Source organism: Bartonella sp. A1379B (assembly GCF_002022485.1).
Taxonomy (GTDB): domain Bacteria; phylum Pseudomonadota; class Alphaproteobacteria; order Rhizobiales; family Rhizobiaceae; genus Bartonella; species Bartonella rochalimae.
In genome coordinates, this window is the sequence record NZ_CP019780.1 from 816510 (window position 1) to 836022 (window position 19513).

At 34.2% G+C, this 19513-nt stretch carries 19 protein-coding genes; 10 read left to right on the forward strand and 9 right to left on the reverse strand.

Annotation, left to right across the window (positions count from 1 at the left end):
• Positions 1–245 precede the first annotated feature (245 nt).
• Positions 246–1532, forward strand: a complete 1287-nt coding sequence (locus BA1379B_RS03480; protein ID WP_078673828.1) for an MFS transporter — start codon at positions 246–248, stop codon at positions 1530–1532.
• Here the strand turns inward: BA1379B_RS03480 and BA1379B_RS07035 are convergent.
• Together BA1379B_RS07035 and BA1379B_RS03490 are read right to left on the reverse strand one after the other, a co-directional pair.
• Positions 1529–1795: a hypothetical protein gene (locus BA1379B_RS07035; RefSeq protein ID WP_078692550.1), complete on the reverse strand. Its 267-nt coding sequence runs from the start codon at positions 1793–1795 to the stop codon at positions 1529–1531. The two genes, BA1379B_RS03480 and BA1379B_RS07035, sit on opposite strands and share 4 nt — an antisense overlap.
• 151 nt (positions 1796–1946) lie before the next feature.
• Entirely contained in the window at positions 1947–2396 is a 450-nt protein-coding gene (locus BA1379B_RS03490) for a DNA polymerase III subunit chi (RefSeq protein WP_035007277.1), read from the reverse strand.
• Between the two features lie 701 nt (positions 2397–3097).
• Here BA1379B_RS03490 and lptF point away from each other — a divergent pair.
• From lptF to rsmA, 6 genes are all read left to right on the forward strand, one after another.
• A complete protein-coding gene (gene lptF, locus BA1379B_RS03495; protein WP_035007424.1) occupies positions 3098–4246 on the forward strand; it encodes an LPS export ABC transporter permease LptF in 1149 nt (382 codons plus the stop codon).
• 527 nt (positions 4247–4773) lie between these two features.
• Positions 4774–5865 carry an LPS export ABC transporter permease LptG gene (lptG, locus tag BA1379B_RS03500; protein ID WP_078673829.1) on the forward strand — a complete coding sequence of 364 codons (1092 nt, stop codon included), beginning with the start codon at positions 4774–4776 and terminating at the stop codon, positions 5863–5865.
• 6 nt (positions 5866–5871) lie between these two features.
• Positions 5872–8250, forward strand: a complete 2379-nt coding sequence (locus BA1379B_RS03505; RefSeq protein WP_078673830.1) for an LPS-assembly protein LptD — start codon at positions 5872–5874, stop codon at positions 8248–8250.
• A gap of 95 nt (positions 8251–8345) precedes the next feature.
• Positions 8346–9305 (forward strand): peptidylprolyl isomerase, encoded by a 960-nt coding sequence (locus BA1379B_RS03510; RefSeq protein WP_078673831.1) that lies wholly within the window; start codon positions 8346–8348, stop codon positions 9303–9305.
• On the forward strand, positions 9305–10315 hold the full coding sequence (gene pdxA, locus BA1379B_RS03515; protein WP_035007271.1) for a 4-hydroxythreonine-4-phosphate dehydrogenase PdxA: 1011 nt from the start codon (positions 9305–9307) through the stop codon (positions 10313–10315). The genes BA1379B_RS03510 and pdxA overlap by 1 nt, the downstream gene beginning before the upstream one ends.
• Positions 10309–11139: a 16S rRNA (adenine(1518)-N(6)/adenine(1519)-N(6))-dimethyltransferase RsmA gene (gene rsmA, locus BA1379B_RS03520; RefSeq protein ID WP_035007270.1), complete on the forward strand. Its 831-nt coding sequence runs from the start codon at positions 10309–10311 to the stop codon at positions 11137–11139. Before pdxA ends, rsmA begins: the two co-directional genes overlap by 7 nt.
• Before the next feature lie 49 nt (positions 11140–11188).
• Here rsmA and gmk read toward each other — a convergent pair whose 3' ends face one another.
• The 7 genes from gmk to BA1379B_RS03555 all read right to left on the reverse strand — a co-directional run bounded on the left by gmk (position 11189) and on the right by BA1379B_RS03555 (position 17341).
• Positions 11189–11848: a guanylate kinase gene (gene gmk, locus BA1379B_RS03525; protein WP_078673832.1), complete on the reverse strand. Its 660-nt coding sequence runs from the start codon at positions 11846–11848 to the stop codon at positions 11189–11191.
• A 55-nt stretch (positions 11849–11903) separates the two neighbouring features.
• Positions 11904–13004, reverse strand: coding sequence for an endolytic transglycosylase MltG (gene mltG, locus BA1379B_RS03530; protein ID WP_078673833.1), 1101 nt, complete (start codon positions 13002–13004; stop codon positions 11904–11906).
• A 105-nt stretch (positions 13005–13109) separates the two neighbouring features.
• A complete protein-coding gene (fabF, locus tag BA1379B_RS03535) occupies positions 13110–14372 on the reverse strand; it encodes a beta-ketoacyl-ACP synthase II (RefSeq protein ID WP_078673834.1) in 1263 nt (420 codons plus the stop codon).
• A 105-nt stretch (positions 14373–14477) separates the two neighbouring features.
• Positions 14478–14714, reverse strand: coding sequence for an acyl carrier protein (locus BA1379B_RS03540; RefSeq protein ID WP_035007265.1), 237 nt, complete (start codon positions 14712–14714; stop codon positions 14478–14480).
• A gap of 260 nt (positions 14715–14974) precedes the next feature.
• Complete coding sequence (gene fabG, locus BA1379B_RS03545; protein WP_078673835.1) at positions 14975–15712, reverse strand: 3-oxoacyl-[acyl-carrier-protein] reductase; 738 nt, start codon at positions 15710–15712, stop codon at positions 14975–14977.
• A gap of 18 nt (positions 15713–15730) precedes the next feature.
• Positions 15731–16675, reverse strand: a complete 945-nt coding sequence (fabD, locus tag BA1379B_RS03550) for an ACP S-malonyltransferase (RefSeq protein ID WP_078692390.1) — start codon at positions 16673–16675, stop codon at positions 15731–15733.
• 81 nt (positions 16676–16756) lie between these two features.
• Positions 16757–17341 (reverse strand): undecaprenyl-diphosphatase, encoded by a 585-nt coding sequence (locus tag BA1379B_RS03555; protein ID WP_035007260.1) that lies wholly within the window; start codon positions 17339–17341, stop codon positions 16757–16759.
• Positions 17342–17723: 382 nt separating this feature from the next.
• Between BA1379B_RS03555 and rpsF the strand changes: the two genes are divergently transcribed.
• The 3 genes from rpsF (at position 17724) to BA1379B_RS03575 (ending at position 19510) form a co-directional block, all read left to right on the forward strand.
• Positions 17724–18131: a 30S ribosomal protein S6 gene (rpsF, locus tag BA1379B_RS03565; protein ID WP_035007257.1), complete on the forward strand. Its 408-nt coding sequence runs from the start codon at positions 17724–17726 to the stop codon at positions 18129–18131.
• Positions 18131–18379 carry a 30S ribosomal protein S18 gene (gene rpsR, locus BA1379B_RS03570; RefSeq protein ID WP_035007423.1) on the forward strand — a complete coding sequence of 83 codons (249 nt, stop codon included), beginning with the start codon at positions 18131–18133 and terminating at the stop codon, positions 18377–18379. The genes rpsF and rpsR overlap by 1 nt, the downstream gene beginning before the upstream one ends.
• Before the next feature lie 144 nt (positions 18380–18523).
• On the forward strand, positions 18524–19510 hold the full coding sequence (locus BA1379B_RS03575; RefSeq protein ID WP_035007256.1) for a hypothetical protein: 987 nt from the start codon (positions 18524–18526) through the stop codon (positions 19508–19510).
• The last annotated feature ends 3 nt before the right edge of the window (positions 19511–19513 follow it).

Sequence of the window (19513 nt, forward strand, 5' to 3'; positions counted from 1 at the left end):
ATTTTACTTATAAGCGACGTTTGATTACACTGATCACTCATTCTTTTAAAAGATTAAATGTAATTATTACAGACAAAGACAACTCTATTGATGCGGATATATAGTCCTTCATTTTCATTTATATATTTTAAACATCCACAGCAATAATTAAAATCGGTAGTGATAATGACTCGACACTGATATGAATTTTTTATAATTATAGATGTTTTGTAATTCAATTTCACACAAAAAGGAACTTTCTATCCATGTCTATAAGTATAGAAAAATGCAACACTAACCGAGAATCTTCACCCGGTCGAATTTTGTTCGCGAGTTTTATCGGCACAACAATAGAATACTTTGACTTTTATGTTTTTTCAACTGCTGCAGCTCTCATATTTCCTCGATTATTTTTTCCATCCCAAAATGAGCAGCTCGCTATTTTGCAATCCTTCCTTATTTTTGGTGTCGCCTTCATATCACGCCCTATAGGATCAATTATTTTTGGTCATTTTGGTGATAAAATTGGACGGAAAATAACGCTGATTGCCTCTCTTCTTACAATGGGTATTTCAACAATTATTATTGGTATTTTGCCTACTTATGAAACAGCTGGATGGATCGCTCCTTTCCTTTTAACAATATGTCGTTTTGGACAAGGAATCGGATTAGGAGGAGAATGGGGAGGAGCTGTGCTGCTTGCGACAGAAAATGCTCCCCCAGAAAAACGTAGTTGGTATGCAATGTTTCCGCAATTAGGGGCTCCAATTGGCTTATGCGTATCTATTATAGCTTACTTAGCACTATGGCATACACTTGATGAAGAGCAACTTTTCTCATGGGGATGGCGTATTCCTTTTGTTGGCTCAATTGTCTTCATTATTTTAGGATTATGGCTTCGTATGTCGATCAATGAAACAATTGAATTCAAAAATATCGACCATGAAAAAACCTCTAAAATACCTGTTCTAGATGTATTCTTCAAACACCCACGAATTTTGTTTCTTGGTACATTTTGTAGCATGACAATTCTTGTATTATTTTACTTGGTTACGACTTATTTGCTAAGTTATTCAACAAACCATCTGCAATTATCATTTAATCAAGCACTTCAAGTAGAAATGATCGGCGCTGTTTTTTTTGGTATTTTTACTGTTCTTACAGGAAAAATTGCTAATCATGTTAACCGCAGAAATTTGATGATTTGGGTTACAATAGCTACCGGTATCTATTCCTTTGCAATTCCTTACTTTTTCGATAATGGAATTTTAGGTATTTGTGCAATGTCTGTTATTGGTTTATCTCTCATGGGAATGACATATAGTCAGATCGGCGCAGTTCTTTCATCAGCATATCCAACAGAAGTTCGGTATAGCGGTGTTTCTATAACCTTTAATTTAGCTGGTATTTTAGGCGCAGCTGTTGCACCTTATATTGCAGAATATCTAGTACAACATTTTAGTGTTTCTTATATTAGTTATTATCTCTTCGTATCTTCTTTTATCTCACTCGTTTGCTTTATTGGTTTTAAAGATGAAGAGATATCACGCTAACATACAATAATAATGAATAATAAAACTAATATTAGCGGCAAAAATGCCGCTAATTTCATTTTTAAAGACATCAGTTTAGGTGTAATCCACCACAATATTCCAGCAAATAATAAACAAAGGAAAAAGAATAAGATATCGATAATAATACTAATATAAGAGACAGAAAATATCTGTGATAGAATATTTGTTGTTCCCAACCATGAAACACAAAAAAAAGCTAATATTACAGCCCATAGAATAAGTAAAATTCGGTCAAATATCATTATCATTCCATTTGAATATTTTAATCTAAGGCTATATTTTAGCGCTCCTAAAAAAATCATAAGAAAAATTCAATCTGATTATTTTGTAACCAAGAGCTCTGATTTATGAGAGTTCAATACTAAAAAAATCAAAATAAAGATATCCTATACCTCAAACCTTCTGCTCCCAACGATAATCTTCAGTTTGCTGCCAATAAGTTAAATTATAATTTTTTGTTTTATAGTCTTTCCACTGTTCACGAATAAGATTCAATTGCGTATCATTATGACCATCAAACATAATCACAAGTCGTTGATAAATATCAACATCTGAACAAACCGCTCCGTCTATAAGAAAGCGTACTTTTGAATCATTCGGATTTTCTTGTCCTGTAGTAAGAAACACAGGCTGCAAATCTGGATACTTATCATATTCTGTCCCATGCCCAATAAATGATTCATCGGCATAAACCCATAAACAAGTATCTATAAAATTGCATTGTTCTTTATTCATACATTGTATTGTTATTCTACCAAAACGCTTCAATGCACGCTCTACTAACACAGGCAAAGTCTCTTTTAAAGTTGACTTTGTTAAATGATAGAAAAGAATATCAACCATTTTAATCCTCAATATTTTTCATTATAAAGTGCTATTAGAGCTTCAGTATTTTGATACGATAAAGTAAGTTAGAATTAAAATCTCGTTTTATTCTAATGATTATATTCTGAAAAAATAATGCCATATATTAATATTTATAAAATCATATTATTCTCGTACAAGTCAGAAAATAGAATTATTATAGCTGCAATCATAGCTTTTCTTTTTGCATTTTTTAATAGAATTTTTCTTTTACGTATCATGCAGCTAATTTATATAACTTTTAAAAAGGAATTTTTATTTACCCCTAATCCCATTTCTTTAAAACATCCACAAATATAAAAAGCCCTTAGAACAGTGCTCTGTTTATAGAATAACAAGCTAACATCACCATTATATTTTACTAATTCCTAATATTATAATTTCGTTGTATTTAGATATTGCAGACAAAACATCTTGCATCCTTTCTCAAACAGATTTTATTCATATACTAGTCTCGTTACGTAATGCATACATAAAACATCTTGTTAATTAAAAATCAGAGAGACTGGAAACTTATTATTCAAAATAATAAATAAACTGCCTGTATGACTATAATCATTTTCTATTGCTCATAGGAAAGATGCACAAAAAAACAGTCTTTAAATTTTGACTATATGTTTAAACTTAACGCATTATAGAATATCACTTTTGAAGTGAAAATTGAGGATAATATTTATTCTATGCGGATTTTTGAATTATATATATTAAAACGCATTTTTATTCTTTTTAGTGCTGTGCTGCTTGGAGCAGTTGGCATCAGTTGGACAGTACAAATTCTTGCACGAGTCAATTTTCTTACAACAAATGGGCAAACATTCTTAACAATTTTATATTTTTCATCTCTATTAATTCCTTCTGTTACTTCTCTTATCATGCCATTCGCATTAGTTGTTGCAATTACAACCATCCTTTTGACAATGAATCAAGATTCAGAATTAGCTGTTATCAGCGCCTCAGGCATATCCAAAAATATTGTTTGGAAGCCAATTCTTCTTTTAGCAATTCTGGCTTCATTTACTTCCTTTTCCATTACTAATTTTATTGCCCCTCACGCGCGTCTTAATATGCGACAAATATTAGCAAGTTCTCATTCCGATCTTATTAGTCTTTTCATTCGTGAAGGTAGTTTCCAAGAATTAACTAAAAATCTTTACATAGAAATTGGTGAACGAAATGCAAACGGAACCATTGGCCGTCTTTTCATTGCTGATCAGCGCGATCCTCAGCTTGGACTTTTTTATTATGCAACAAAAGGAGCTATTGTTAACAATAAAAAAGGTAAATTTTTAATCCTTAATGATGGCGAAATAGAAAGAATTGATTATAAAAATGATAATGTTTCAATTATCAAATTTAGCTCCCATACTTTTAGTCTAAGCGAATTTATTCCCAATAAGAAAACACCTAATATTTATCCTAAAGATCGGCCTCTTTCTTATTTATTCAACCCCAATCCAAGTGATCCTCATTATCAACGAAAACCGCTTCAATATAGAGCTGAGTTGCATCGTCGTTTCACAGAATGTCTCTATCCTATTGTTTTTGCATTAATTGCAATAGCCATAGCAGGAGATGCACACTCATATCGACAAGCGCGTATCTCTGCGACTTTTTCTACAATTACTTTTTCCTTATTGATTTATTGGTTAGGATACTTTTTTGCACGGAAAACAGAAAATAACCCTTCTTATATTCCACTACTTTATGTCATTCCAATAGGAATAAGCTTGCTTACCTTTTTTATGCTACTAAAAGACTATAAAATTGGTATCCTTGAAAAATTTAATCATGTCATTCAAACAATTTTTCAAAAAATTATAAAAAATTGATTTACAAAAATAATTCTTCTTTTATTCAAACTGAATTATAGCTCACATTCATGATAGTGAATCAATATGGAAACGATTAATAATAGCTAAGTTTCCTACTATGCATTTTTTTATCTTTAATCTCAATGTAGCAGTACTTTATTATACCAAGGAATTTTCTATAGATAACACCGATACAAAATACAGAAAACTGATTAAATCTAAATTATAATTATAGGAAGTTATCATTTCTGACAAATTACAAGATCTGTTTTTATATAAAGTAGATTATGCAAAATCTTTAAAATTGTCAGTATCTAAAATTTTAGATTATGTAAAATCATTTATACACTATAAATCAAAGTGATAATAAATTAGTAAAATTTCAAACTACTGAATTCTTAATTAATGCTTTTTTATATTGTAGTAGAATATATCATGCACTTTACGAACTCTCATGATAAAGCTTACTTCGCATTTCATTGAATATTCGCATGCATCATGATATCTACACATCAAAACTCTTACTATCTCTCGGATAAGGTATCATGATTGGATTGACGCTCGGACGATATTTTTTCATGCTTTATCTTAAAACAGTCTGTTTTTTCCTCTTGGGTGTCTTTATTCTCGTCCTCTTAATCGACTTTACAGAAAACTCTAGCAAACTAGCGTTACTTCCTCATTATACAGCAAAAGGAGCATTCCTTATTTCATTGCTGCGAATTCCCTTAATTATGCAACAACTCTTTCCCTTTATTGCATTATTTTCTGCAATAACAATGCTTATCTCCCTTAATAAAAAACTTGAACTTGTTGTTGCTCGTTCAATCGGTATTTCCGCATGGCAATTTCTCGCACCAGCTTGTTTTGGAGCTTTTCTTTTCGGATTATTCTCCATTCTTTTCATTAATCCACTAGCTGCATGGAGCTCTTCCCAAGCAAAAAAAATGATAGCAGAATGGCGTAGTAATAGTGCCCAAATATCTACCACTGACACGCGTATTCCATGGTTAACACAACACACAAATTTAGGAAGAATAACCGTTGGTGCTAAATCAATCATATATCAAGATCTTTCTCTTATTGATGCAACCTTTGTACAATATAATGAGAATGCAACAGTAAAAAACTGGATTAATACTAAAAAAGCAACATTGACAGATGGTGCTTGGTTATTAACAAATGGGACAATCTATAAGATAGGACAAACTCCTGAAAAATTTACTGAATTACGAATAAAAACTCACTTAAAGCCTGAGTTTTTAACTGAATATTTAACCGATCCTATAACTATTCCATTTTACACCCTACCAAAAAAAATTGCTGTTGCACGCTCACTTGGTTATTCTGCCAATAAATTTGATATGCATTTACAATCACTGATTGCTTTACCAATGTTACTTGTGGCAATGACTCTTATTGCAGCAACTGTATCACTAAAAATTCCACGCTTTGGACAATCGAGAACATTAATTCTTGGTGGTGTAATTGCAGGATTTATACTTTATGTTATTTCTATGCTCGTTCGAAGTTTTGGTAACGCTGGTTACATTCCACCAATCATTGCTGCTTGGGTACCAGTTATAGTGGCATTGTTTTTTGCAATATCCTTTTTACTTTATACAGAGGATGGTTAAGTAAAAATGTTAGCAAATAAAAGGAGAATTTTTAAAACACTGAGAATATTGGTTATAAAAAGCCTCATCAGTTTTTCTGGAGGTGTTCTTATCTCTCATTCTACAATAGCACAAATAGCACAAAATTCTAATCCTTTTTTTCAAAATCATCCACAGAATACAAAAAGTCCTTTCTTACTCTCTGCTGATAAACTTATTTACAATCGTGATGCAAACACCATTTCTGCACAAGGAAATGTCCAAATTGAATATGATAGTAATAAAGCCGTCGCTCAAAGAGTCACTTACAATCAAAAAACAGGACGTGTCATAGCTCAAGGAAATGTTAAGATTACTCAAAAGGATGGAAATAAAATCTATTCTCATTATATTGATATGACAAAAGACTTTGGAGAAGGATTTGTAAATTCTTTACGTATCAAAACAACGAATAATACATACTTCACAGCTGAAAATGCTAATCGTAACAGGAACCAAATAACAATTTTTAACAATGCTATTTATACAGCATGTGAACTTTGTCATAACAAATCAGATGGTGCAGTTTCGTGGCAAATCAAAGCAAAAAAGATCATATGGAACAATGTCAAAAAAACAATTCGATTTGAAAATAGCTATTTTGAAACTTTCGGCATCCCAATTTTATATTTTCCAACGATTGAACTTCCTGATCCAACAGTAAAACGTATAAGTGGTTTTCTTGCTCCTCGCTTTTTTTATGCTGATAATCTTGGTATTGGCGTAAAAAACTCTTATTTCTGGAATCTCTCACTCTACAATGATTTCACACTTTCTGCTACAGTTTATACAAAACAAGGACTTTTAAATGAAGGTACATGGCATCAACGTTTAAAAACAGGCTATTATAACATCCATTTTGCTCATATATACCAAACCAATCCTTACAACTTCGATAATGATAGAGTTGATTCACAAAATACTAATCGTTATATGATAGCAACAAGAGGTAATTTTCGTATTAATTCGCGGTGGATTTACGGCTGGGATGCCTTTGCACAGTCAGACAGAAACTTTAGTCGTACATACAAACTTGAAAATTATAGCGACCCTGTAAAAATTTCTCAGTTTTATTTAAATGGTCTTGCAGACAAAAATTATTTTGACATGCGTTTTTACCATTTCAATATCCAAAATTCACTGCTTAAAAACACCCTCAACGATCGTCATTCCCAGCAAGCATGGGGCCTACCTATCATTGATTATTCTTTGACACCAAATAAATCAATTTACACTGGAAATCTTACCTTCCGTAGTAATATACAATCAATTTATCGTCGTCATAATGACTTTAATAATACACATTTGCCAGATTACCCTAGCAATACTCTTCAACTCTCCGGTATAGCTGGAAACAGTTTTCGTTTAACAAACGAACTAGAATGGAAAAAACGTTTCAATACCAAAAATGGTTTAATATTAACGCCTATCTTTGCCTTACGAATTGATACAAGTGCAATAAATACTCACAATAACTATATTGCTAGCATAGAAAATGTCTCTTCGAAAAATTTTAATATTGCTTCCTCAACAATTCGTAGTATGGCAACAGCAGGCTTGGAGTTACGGTATCCTCTTCTTATTACTACTGAAATATCCACACATATACTAGAGCCAATAACACAAATTTTTATACGCAATAACGAACAATATGTAGGACAATTACCAAATGAAAACGCGCAAAGCCTTGTATTTGATACAACCACCTTATTTCAACGAGATAAATTCTCTGGTTATGATCGTGTAGAAGGCGGCACAAGAGTAAATATAGGTCTTAGATATTCCGGAAGTTTGAATAATAATTGGTCACTTTATGGACTTATTGGACAATCATTTCATCTCGCAGGAAAAAATTCGTTCGCAGAGAAAGACTTTGTCAATTTAGGTGCATACTCTGGTCTTGAAACAGCACACTCAGACTATGTGACAATGTTTGAAGCAAATCATACTCATGGCTTTTCTATAGCATCTCGTGGACGTTTTGATAAAACAACAGGGAAAGTCCGCCGTAGTGAATTAGAAGCATCACAAAAATGGTCTAATCTTTGGACGTCTATGCAATATGCTTATATTTCACATCAACAAAATGATGAATATACACAAGATCAGCAAGAGATTTCTTTTCAAGTGGGACTTAAATTTTCCAACTATTGGTCAATTAATAATAATGCTAGTTATGATTTAATATCTAATGCTTTTGTAAAACAAGGAATAAATCTAAGTTATATAGATGAATGCTTTGGAATAACGATTGGTTATCAACAGGTAAAAAATCCAGAGAGAAATATGACTTTTAAAAACTTTAATGTTTCTTTTTCATTACGTACTATCACAGCTATTGGCAAAAAAATAAAATCAGATTTATAATAGAAAGTATATCAATCTTAACTTATCATTGTTTTTATGCAGAAAAACATATATTTTGGGTAATAGATGAAAATTGATTGTAAAGGTTTACTTATATGAATATACTAAAAAATAGTGCTCTTGCTTTATTTTGTATCACTTCTTTGAGTGTAAGTAGTTTATCCGTAAGCACATTTTTTACATCACAAGCTTTTGCACAGACTTCAGTTGTCGTTACAGTTAATGGTAGCGCTATTACAAATTATGATATTCAAAGGCGTATTGCTTTTCTTAAATTGCAACAGAAGCAAGGAAATCTTGCCACACAAGCTAAAAATGATCTTATTGATGAAGTCCTTAAAAATAATGAAATAAAACGGCGAAATATTGAAGTTAGCACAGATGAAGTTGAGAATGCTTTTGAAAATTTTGCCGCACAAAATAATATGACTGTTGATCAACTCAATCAAATGCTCACTCAAACTGATGTCACGGTAGAACACTTTAAAGCATATATTTTGGGGCAAATGGGCTGGGCACGTCTTGTTAATGCGCGTTATCAAGCTGAAGGTGGAGTAATTACAGAACAAGAAGCCTCACAGAGAATATTAAAAAATGGCGGTGTCAAACCTTCAACAAACGAATATACACTACAACAAATTATTTTTGTTATTCCTGAACATCGGCGGTCAGCAATTCTAGAAAAACGTAAAAAAGAAGCAAATAAGTTCCGTGCCAATTTCCAGGGATGTAATAGCGCTAAAAACCAGGCAAAAGGTATTTTAGATATTACTATCCGTCATTTAGGAAAATTTTTGGAACCTCAACTGCCTCAAAATTGGGAAAAAGCTATCCTTGCAACGCCAGCTGGAAAAATGACTAACTTTCAAGAAACGCAGAATGGTATTGAAGCAGTTGCTGTCTGTCAAATAAAAAGAGTTTCTGACGATCGTGTGGCTCGGCTTATATTTTCCATCCAAGATCATCAAAAGAAAGATATTCCCCAACTTCTTGAAGCTCTCAGTGAAAAGTATTTAAAAGAATTGAGACAAACAGCACGTATTCAAAATTCATAATGGCTCCGCTAATCGTTAGTAGTGGAGACCCGGCAGGAATTGGTCCTGAGATTGTTATAAAAACGTGGAATATGCGTAATATACGTCAAATTCCACCTTTTGTTCTTTTAGCCGATCCTGAAATTATTCATTCGCGTGCTCGTTTTTTACAACTTAATATTGATATAAAATCTGTTTCTACTCATAATCCTGTAGAAAATTTTTCAACATCTCTTCCTATAATTCCCTTAAAAAATCGACAAAGTGATCAACTAGGATTATCTTCACCGGATAATGCTGCTGGAGTAATTGAATCAATTGAACGCAGCGTTCAATTGATTCAAAGGGGTCAGGGATGCGCACTAATTACTTGCCCTATTGCAAAAAAAAGTCTTTACGATTTTGGATTTCACTTCCCAGGTCATACTGAATTTCTTGCTCATCTTGCTCAAAAGTTTTCCAATAAACAATATCATCCAGTTATGATGTTGGCTGGACCTCAATTAAAAACGGTACCAATTACTATTCATATTCCACTTAATAAAGTTTCTTCATCTCTTACATGTGATTTAATTATTAAAACTGCATTAATTACTGAAAATGATTTAAAAACCAGATTTGCAATAAATTCACCACGCTTAGCTATTGCTGGTCTGAACCCTCATGCTGGAGAAAATGGTGCAATAGGAAAAGAAGAAGAAAAAATTATTATTCCCGCTATTGAATATCTTAAAAAAAGAGGACTGAATATTATAGGTCCCCTCTCTCCTGATATAATGTTTCATGAACGTATAAGGCAAACATATGATGTTGCTCTTTGTATGTACCATGATCAAGCTATTATCCCTGTTAAAACATTAGACTTTGATACTACTGTTAATGTTACCTTAGGATTACCTTTCATTCGCACTTCCCCAGACCATGGCACTGCTTTTGATATTGCAGATAAAAAAATAGCTTCTCCTGAAAGTTTTATTGCTGCTCTTAAACTTGCAGACCAACTTGCAAAAAACAATCCAATCATATGCTAATAGATAATCTTCCTCCTCTCCGTAACGTCATCAGTAAATATAAGTTACAAGCTAACAAGTCTTTGGGACAGAATTTTATTTTCGATCTTAATTTAACAGCTAAGATTGCTCATCAAGCAGGCAATATAGAAGGAAAACCTGTTCTTGAAATTGGTCCTGGTCCTGGTGGTTTGACTCGCGCCTTACTTGCAAAAGGCGCTATTGTAACAGCGATAGAACGTGACGAGCGTTGTATGCCAGCTCTTTTAGAAATAGAAGAGCACTATCCACAAAAACTCAAGCTTATTTTTAATGATGCATTAAAACAAGATTTTCCAAAGCTTTTTGAAGCATATCCGGAAAAACCGCGAATTATTGCAAATCTTCCATATAATATTGGAACACAACTCTTATTAAATTGGCTTTTAACAAAATCATGGCCCCCTTTTTATGAGTCAATGACTTTAATGTTTCAACGTGAAGTCGCAAAGCGTATTACAGCAACTGCTCAATCTCCTTACTACGGTCGTCTCAGCATATTGACTGGTTGGCGTAGTATTGCAAAAATCGCTTTTGATATTCCTCCTCGAGCCTTCATACCAGAGCCAAAAGTAACTTCTTCCGTTGTTCACATTATTCCACGCTTACAACCTCTCGCTTGCTCTACACAAAAATTAAGCCTCGTCACAAAAATTGCTTTTGGACAAAGGCGTAAAATGCTGAGACAAAGTCTTAAAACTATTGGAGGTGAAACACTTTTAGAAAAAGCTGGTATTGATGGAACACGCCGAGCGGAAACACTTTCTATTTCTGAATTTGTAACTTTAGCTAACCTAATCACTTAAAGAAATAGAATCCTTATTAATTTAAAGATTCTCTTAAAATGATAAGCTATTAATCAATTTTTTCAACAATAAGCTCATCAATAAAAGACTCAAGAAAACGCTTACGTTTCATTGTTTCTGCTAAATATATCGATTTAATAAGCAATAACGACTGATTCAAATCTTCGTTAATTACAACATAATCGTAAGAGCGCCATTGCTGAATTTCTGTTCTTGCATTGTTTAATCGCAAATTAATAATATCTTGGCTATCTTCTGCTCGACGATGTAAACGAGCAACAAGCTCCTTCATTGATGGAGGAAGAATAAAAACAGAAACAGTATCACCCGGCATTTTTTTTTGAAGTTGTTCAGTCCCCTGATAATCAATATCAAACAACATATCCCGACCAGCGTTCAATGCATTTTCAACACTTTCACGTAAAGTTCCATAATAGTTCCCATGAACTTCTGCCCACTCAATAAACTCGTCTCCTGCACACTTACGTTCAAATTCTTTTTTCGAAATAAAATGATAATGAACACCATCTACTTCACTAGGGCGCCTTGCCCGCGTTGTCATACTGATAGAAAGCTCTAATTGTTGATCTTTTAGAATTAACCGCGAAATTGTTGATTTGCCAGCACCTGAAGGAGAAGAAAGAATAAATAGAAAACCGCGACGTTTATTTTTTTTTTGAGCACTCAATTCATTATCAAATAATGTCATACTGTTACTTTTTTCAAAATTTTCTAAATATGAATTCTAAATTTAAGAAGATTTACTATTTTTCTAACGCCCGCCATTTACGAACGTTTGCATTATGTTCCTCCAAAGTTTTAGAAAAAACATGTCTACCTGAACCGTCGGCTACAAAATAAAGTGCATCACTTTTCGGAAAACTTGCCACTGCCTTTAAAGAATCGCGACCTGGATTTGCAATAGCTGTTGGTGGCAACCCATCAATTTTATAAGTATTATATGGCGTTTCTCTCTCAAGATCTGACTTATAAATTGGACGATCTACAGGTTTACCTTTTCCACCAAAAATGCCATAAATTACCGTTGGATCAGATTGAAGACGCATACCCTTAGCAAGACGATTATAAAATACTGCAGCCACTTGCGGTCTCTCTGCTGCAATCCCTGTTTCTTTTTCAACAATTGATGCCAATATAACAAACTCATCAATAGACTTGATGGGTAAATCTGGGGAACGAGTAGCCCATATTGCATTAATTAATTTTTTTTGTTCTTCACATAACCTTTTTATAATTTCGACACGTGTTGTGCCACGAATAAAATGAACAGTATCCGTCACCAAACTGCCTTCTGGAGGTAAAACTTCCGGAAGATCACCAATCAAAATTTCATTGGCTGATAACCGGTCAAATACTTGTTGAACCGTTAAACCCTCAGGCACTGTAAAACTATATTCAACAGACTTTCCTTTTACAAGAATATTCATAATATCATGCATCGAAGCATACGCCGGAATTAAATATTCACCGGCTTTAAGACGGGTTGTGTTTTGGTAATAACCAACCCCATAAATAAAAATATCAGATGATCGAATAAGACTACGTTTTTCAAGCAATGATGCAATTTCACGAATTCCTTTTCCAGAATCAATAAGAATAACTTGTTCTTTCTCAGCAATCCCTTTACCCTCAAAAATGTTCTTTACAATATAGAGAGGAATACCAACAACTAAAAGAACAACCACAACAAGCGTTAGAAAAAAATTACCGAGAATAATAAACGGATTGCGCAAAATATGCGATCTTTTCCGTTTTTCATGTAACAATCCATTATTATTTGGCGGATAACTTAATGAAAAGTCATTTATATTCTTCAATGATGACTTACTTTTTGCATCAAACATAACCTACTAACCTTAATAATTTCAGGTATTTTACTAATAATTTCTCACTCAAATCTTATAGTCAAAAAGCTCATCAAGGCAGCCATAACAAATGAAACTACTTAGTTATTCACTAAAACGCCGCATTACTAAAGATGCGTTTGTTCCACCAAAACCAAATGAATTAGAAAGAACTATATCAATTTTTCTCTCACGTGGTGTATACGGCACAAGATCAATTTTTGTTTTAACAGATGGATTATCAAGGTTAAGTGTTGCTGGAGCTATATTATCCCGTATAGCTAAAATACAAAAAATAGCCTCAGCTGCACCAGCTGCACCAAGTAAATGCCCAATAGATGATTTAGTTGATGACATTGATACCTTCAACGCATGATGACCTAAAACACGCTCAACAGCAGCTAGCTCTATAACATCAGCCATCGTTGATGTACCATGAGCATTAATATAATCAATATCGCTCACATTCACTTGCGCACGCTTAAGAGCCAATATCATACTACGCTGCGCACCTTCACCACTCTCCGAAGGAGCTGTAATATGATAAGCATCACCAGACAAACCATAACCAATCACTTCTGCATAAATGCGAGCGCCCCGCTTTTTTGCATGTTCAAGCTCTTCCAAAACAACAACAGCAGCCCCTTCACCCATAATAAAACCATCACGATCGGCATCATAAGGACGTGATGCACGCTCAGGTTCATGATTATACCCGGTAGAAAGAGCTTTACAGGCAGCAAAACCAGCAAGAGATATGCGATTAACTGGAGATTCAGCCCCCCCTGCTACCATCACATCTGCATCACCTAATGCAATTAAACGAGTTGCATCACCAATTGCATGAGCACCGGTCGAACAAGCTGTTACAACCGAATGATTAGGACCACGTAGACCATATTTGATGGAAACATAACCAGAAGCAAGATTAATCAAACGGCCTGGAATAAAAAAAGGAGAAATTCGCCGTGGACCTTTATCACGAAGTGTATAACCAGCCTCAACAATGCCCTCAACACCACCAATACCAGAACCAATCATAACACCCGTCTGTATCTGCTCTTCATCACTTTTGGGAAACCATTCAGCATCTGTAAGTGCCTGATCAGTAGCAGCTATTGCATAAGTAATAAATGCATCAACCTTACGCTGATCCTTAGGCTCCATATGTAAATCAGCATTATATGTACCATTTGTTCCATCCCCTAAAGGAATACGGCCAGCAATTTGACATGGTAAATCAGCCACCTCAAACTCAGTGATGCGTCGAATACCACTTTTCCCTTCAAGAAGCCGCTTCCAACTCCATTCAACATCACTAGCGAGTGGAGATACTAATCCCAAACCAGTAACAACAATACGTCTCATGTTTCTAACCTTGAACCACCCACCTCTAGAAACCATATTGTCAAAATATGCCCTAAACTAAAAAATCAGGCAAAAGCATAAAATACTTTTGCCCTTTAAGTAAGATTATAGAGAAGCTTTATCAATAAACTTCACTGCGTCACCAACTGTGAAGATTGTCTCAGCAGCATTATCCGGAATTTCTATACCAAACTCTTCTTCAAAAGCCATCACAAGTTCAACCGTATCAAGGCTATCTGCTCCTAGATCATCGATGAAGCTAGCATTTTCTACGACCTTATCTGCGTCAACTCCGAGATGCTCTACGATAATCTTCCTAACGCGCTCTTCTGTATCACTCATATTGAATCCTCGAATTATATTGTTTTCCTGTACTTGGTTAGCGATATAAGTTCATATAATCAAGTAATAGATGCATTGCTCCAAAACTTTAGCGATAAAACATAGAACATTCCGTGAATATCTCCTCTTAAATGTACTAAATTGATACCCTGATAAGTCGAACAATTACCATACTTAAAGAAATAAACTTACTGTTTTATTTCATTTATCGTTATCTAAAATAATAATGATTATAAATCAATGTAGAATACAGCAAATACTCAAATCATTGCCATACCACCATTGACATGTATTGTTTGTCCAGTCACATATCCTGCCTCATCACTCGCTAAATAAACAACTGCAGAGGCTATTTCTTGCCCTATTCCCATACGCTTCATTGGAATTGTAGCCATAATTTTTTCTTTCTGCTTTTCATTCAATTGATCAGTCATCGCGGATTGAATAAATCCTGGAGCAATACAGTTAACTGTTATATTTCGCGATGCAACTTCTTGTGCCAATGACTTTGAAAATCCTATTAAACCAGCTTTCGCAGCACAATAATTCGTTTGTCCAGGATTACCAACAACACCAACAATAGAAGTTATATTAATAATACGTCCATAACGCCGCCGCATCATATTATATGTTAGCTCACGTGTTAAAGTAAAGGCAGCTGTCAAATTCACTGCCAATACATCATCCCAATCCTGATCCTGCATACGTACAAAAAGACCATCTCGAGTAATACCAGCATTGTTAACAAGAATATCAATTCCATCCATCTCTTTCTCTGCTGTTTTAGCCAATTGCTTGACAGCATCACAGTTAGAAAGATTAGCGGGGAAAATAAAAGTGTCTTTACCAAGATCTACAGCAATTTCTGTGAGTCTTCCTTCACGCGTTCCATGCAACCCAACAATAACTCCTTGTGCATGTAAAGCACGAGCAATTGCTTCACCAATATTTCCTGATGCTCCTGTTACAAGAGCTTTACGACCTGTTAATTCAAACATTTTTTAGACTCCTTAAGATTAAACACCTAGCACTTGTAATGCTGATTCAATTTCCTCAGCCGTACCAATTGTCAAACCATTAATATCCTTATTAATACGGCGCGCTAAACCTGTTAATACTTTTCCAGAGCCAACTTCAAAAAGAACATCAACCTTATTAGCTCCAAACCATTCGATTGTTTCACGCCATCGCACCCGCCCAGTAACCTGTTGAAGAAGAAGCATAAAAATACGTTCCGGATCACTTTCTGGTGTAACAGAAACATTCGCAACAAGCGGAACAACAGGTGCTTTTTTATTAACAGCTCTAAGGGCGTCTTTCATCGCATCAGCAGCAGAACTCATCAAAACTGAATGAAACGGCGCTGATACAGAAAGAAGCAATGTACGTTTAGCTCCTTTTTGTGAAGCAATCTTGATAGCTGACTCGACAGCTTTTGCTTTACCTGAAATAACAATCTGTCCACCGCCATTATCATTAGCGATTTGACACACTCCCTCTCCTAAAACGAACTTGCAAATTTCTTCAACATCTTGCTCATTCAAGCCAATAATTGCCGCCATTGCACCTTCACCAACAGCAACAGCTGTTTGCATAGCATTTCCCCGAATCCGTAAAAGTTTTGCTGTATCAGCTAAACTAAATGTACCAGCAGCACAAAGTGCCGAATATTCTCCTAAAGAATGGCCAGCAACAAATTTCACCTTCTTTGCTATATCAAATCCCAACTTTTCCATGACACGAATAATTGCCATAGACACGGCCATCAATGCTGGCTGTGCATTTGCCGTTAATGTCAAAACCTCTTCTGGTCCTTCAAAAATAATTTGTGATAATTTCTCACCTAAAGCATCATCAACTTCCTCAAAAACCATGCGTGCTTCAATAAATTGCTCTGCAAGTACTTTTCCCATACCAACAACTTGGCTTCCCTGTCCTGGGAAAGTGAATGCTGCTACCATCATCATCTCCAAAATTAAATTTTAGATTTATCTTCTTTTCAACCAATTCAATAAACATAAATTACAACAAATCAACTTAATTTAAAATTGAGTACCTATATGAAAATTATATTTCAAAGGTGGAATTTGATATAGAAATTTAGGAAAATATGATGCAACAAACCGAATAATAAACCAACTTACAAAACTTCCTAAAACCACACCAGCCAAAACATCAAAAGGATAGTGTACACCTGTAAAAACACGTCCCCAACAAATTAATAACAAAAATATCAATGCAAACTTAGAAGCAATTTTGTATCGATACAAATAAAGATTAACAAAGTAAGACACAATAACTAATGCATGATTACTTGGAAAAGAAGCTGTTTCCCGATGTTTAATAAGAGGTCGCATCAAACCTGCAACAAATGGACGTGGACGATAATAAATAAGAGAAATAATATAACCTATAATAAGAGCAACACAAATACTAAGACCAATACTTAAAGCAACACGCCTTTCCGTACATCCACCACAAAACCATAATACACAAAGATGTATAGGAATAATATAAATTAAAAACTTTGCACAAATGATACCAAACCAAACAAAAATCAAATCCATTTGATTACTCTTAGCAAGCATTTCGAAAAGTGCTATATCAATCTGGTGTAAAACGTTCATTCTTATCTCACTTAATATATCATTATCTTCCTATTATATCATTTTTTACTAAAGGAAACAGTAATATGATAAAGTTAAAGTGAAACGCAAAATGTATAAAAAATATCCCAAGACTCAATAAATGATATTTTTTGTAAACACTAACTTGCTATTTTTAAAGATAAGCTGTAAATATTCAATGTTCATTACCGGTATTTGGCTGGGGGTTGAACGGAGGGCTGGGAAAAACCAGTGGGAATATAATAATTCCGGCCTCCTGTGTCTCCGCTCTCGAGTGTCTCGAATACAAACGCGCCCTTTCTTCTTTGGATTTTCCAATAAAGACAAGTCGCAGAGGCTTTGCGCCAAAACTAGTAGAATTTAATTGAAGAAAGGCAAAATAATGGCTCTTTATGAACATATATTTCTTGCCCGACAAGATATTGCACCACAGCAAATTGATGAGCTTTTAGAAACTTACAAAGGCGTTATCGAAGCGAATGGTGGAAAAGTTGGGCGTGTAGAGAATTGGGGTCTTCGTTCTCTTGCTTACCGAATCCGCAAAAATCGTAAAGCTTATTACGTATTGATAAATATTGACGCTCCAGCATCAACAATTGCTGAACTTGAGCGTCAAATGCGTATTAATGAGGATATTTTGCGTTATATGACTGTCCGCGTAGAAAAACATGAAAAAGAACAATCGACAGCACTTTCAGGCCTCAACCGTGATAGCTTCTCTAATCAAAATGAAGAGAAAGCTCAAAATCTGCACCGTCAACATGAAAATCCAACAGGAGGAATAGCATGATGACTGATATTCAACAAACTTCGATACGTCGTCCTTTTCATCACCGCCGTAAAACATGTCCATTTTCGGGTGCAAATGCTCCTAAAATTGATTATAAAGATATCAAGCTGTTACAGCGTTATATTTCAGAGCGTGGGAAAATTATTCCTTCGCGCATCACAGCTGTTAGTCAGAAAAAACAACGTGAATTAGCAAATGCTATTAAGCGTGCTCGTTTTCTTGGCTTACTTCCATATGTTGTCAAATAAATTTTAATTTATTATGTAGCCAGAATTTTTTCTGGCTACTTATTCTTTTTCTTTAATACTTTACAAAACATATCTTAATTATAATATATCCAAAAAAGTTGGGGTATTATATACCTCTAACTGCAAAAGGCAGGACAGCGATCAATGAAAGATTCCTATTCTTATAAAACAATAATCGGCGTTTTAGCAGGACTGTTTACTGCTGTTATAGGGATGGCAATCATCAATGTTTCAAATATCATTCCCTATTGTTCTCTTTTTTTAGGTTGTTTTATTTCTCTTCCAATCTTTATCGCAGCATTTAGATATGGTACATTACCTAGCCTTATTGCTTTAATTAGCGCTACTTTTGTTCTTTCCATAACCAATAATATTTATATTGGTTTTAGTTTTATGTTGTTGTTTTTTCTTCCTGCTGTTTATGCTTCTTGGCTCCTTGGATTTGCACAACCAGTACAAACAATACAAGAAGAAAATTCGTTGATGTGGTATCCATTACCACCAATTATTTTTCTTTTAACAAATTTTATTGCCTGTATATCAACTTTTATTGGAATTTATATTCAAAATCATCCATCTTCTCCTATTATTGCAAAGCAAATTACCGAGAATATAGTACAGACTATGCGACAATCGCAGTCTATAAACGAAACTAATATTCTTTCTTTTACTGAACTTGTAATGACACATACAGCAACTCTAACAGCAGTAATATTGACCGTTTACAGTTTATTGTTTTTTATTGCAAATCTTTACTTTTCAATGATGATAGCACGCCATATAAATTGTTTGAAAAGACCTCGTGATGATTGGAAACAAAATTTCCGCCTTCCAATTTGGGGACTTATCATTTTCATTTTTGCTTTTATAGCCGCAATGATTGAAACCAATTCTATTTTAAATTTAGGCGCAAATGTTTTTATCACTGCCTATACATTTATCATATCAGTTACTGGTCTAGCATATCTCCATAATATTACAAAAGAAATAAGTGGTCGAACGATAATATTATCTTTTGTTTACATTGCTATTTTAACTGTTATTTTTACTGTACCTATTTCTTTTATGCTGCTGCTTATGGGCATTTGGGCAACCATTCAATATAACAGCCAATCACACAAATCTCACTAATTG

Coding starts and splice junctions, on each gene's coding strand:
- BA1379B_RS03480 (WP_078673828.1), top strand. CDS start 246: ATGTCTATAAGTATAGAAAAATGCAACACTAACCGAGAATCTTCACCC.
- BA1379B_RS07035 (WP_078692550.1), bottom strand. CDS start 1,795: ATGATATTTGACCGAATTTTACTTATTCTATGGGCTGTAATATTAGCT.
- BA1379B_RS03490 (WP_035007277.1), bottom strand. CDS start 2,396: ATGGTTGATATTCTTTTCTATCATTTAACAAAGTCAACTTTAAAAGAG.
- lptF (WP_035007424.1), top strand. CDS start 3,098: ATGCGGATTTTTGAATTATATATATTAAAACGCATTTTTATTCTTTTT.
- lptG (WP_078673829.1), top strand. CDS start 4,774: ATGATTGGATTGACGCTCGGACGATATTTTTTCATGCTTTATCTTAAA.
- BA1379B_RS03505 (WP_078673830.1), top strand. CDS start 5,872: ATGTTAGCAAATAAAAGGAGAATTTTTAAAACACTGAGAATATTGGTT.
- BA1379B_RS03510 (WP_078673831.1), top strand. CDS start 8,346: ATGAATATACTAAAAAATAGTGCTCTTGCTTTATTTTGTATCACTTCT.
- pdxA (WP_035007271.1), top strand. CDS start 9,305: ATGGCTCCGCTAATCGTTAGTAGTGGAGACCCGGCAGGAATTGGTCCT.
- rsmA (WP_035007270.1), top strand. CDS start 10,309: ATGCTAATAGATAATCTTCCTCCTCTCCGTAACGTCATCAGTAAATAT.
- gmk (WP_078673832.1), bottom strand. CDS start 11,848: ATGACATTATTTGATAATGAATTGAGTGCTCAAAAAAAAAATAAACGT.
- mltG (WP_078673833.1), bottom strand. CDS start 13,004: ATGTTTGATGCAAAAAGTAAGTCATCATTGAAGAATATAAATGACTTT.
- fabF (WP_078673834.1), bottom strand. CDS start 14,372: ATGAGACGTATTGTTGTTACTGGTTTGGGATTAGTATCTCCACTCGCT.
- BA1379B_RS03540 (WP_035007265.1), bottom strand. CDS start 14,714: ATGAGTGATACAGAAGAGCGCGTTAGGAAGATTATCGTAGAGCATCTC.
- fabG (WP_078673835.1), bottom strand. CDS start 15,712: ATGTTTGAATTAACAGGTCGTAAAGCTCTTGTAACAGGAGCATCAGGA.
- fabD (WP_078692390.1), bottom strand. CDS start 16,675: ATGGTAGCAGCATTCACTTTCCCAGGACAGGGAAGCCAAGTTGTTGGT.
- BA1379B_RS03555 (WP_035007260.1), bottom strand. CDS start 17,341: ATGAACGTTTTACACCAGATTGATATAGCACTTTTCGAAATGCTTGCT.
- rpsF (WP_035007257.1), top strand. CDS start 17,724: ATGGCTCTTTATGAACATATATTTCTTGCCCGACAAGATATTGCACCA.
- rpsR (WP_035007423.1), top strand. CDS start 18,131: ATGACTGATATTCAACAAACTTCGATACGTCGTCCTTTTCATCACCGC.
- BA1379B_RS03575 (WP_035007256.1), top strand. CDS start 18,524: ATGAAAGATTCCTATTCTTATAAAACAATAATCGGCGTTTTAGCAGGA.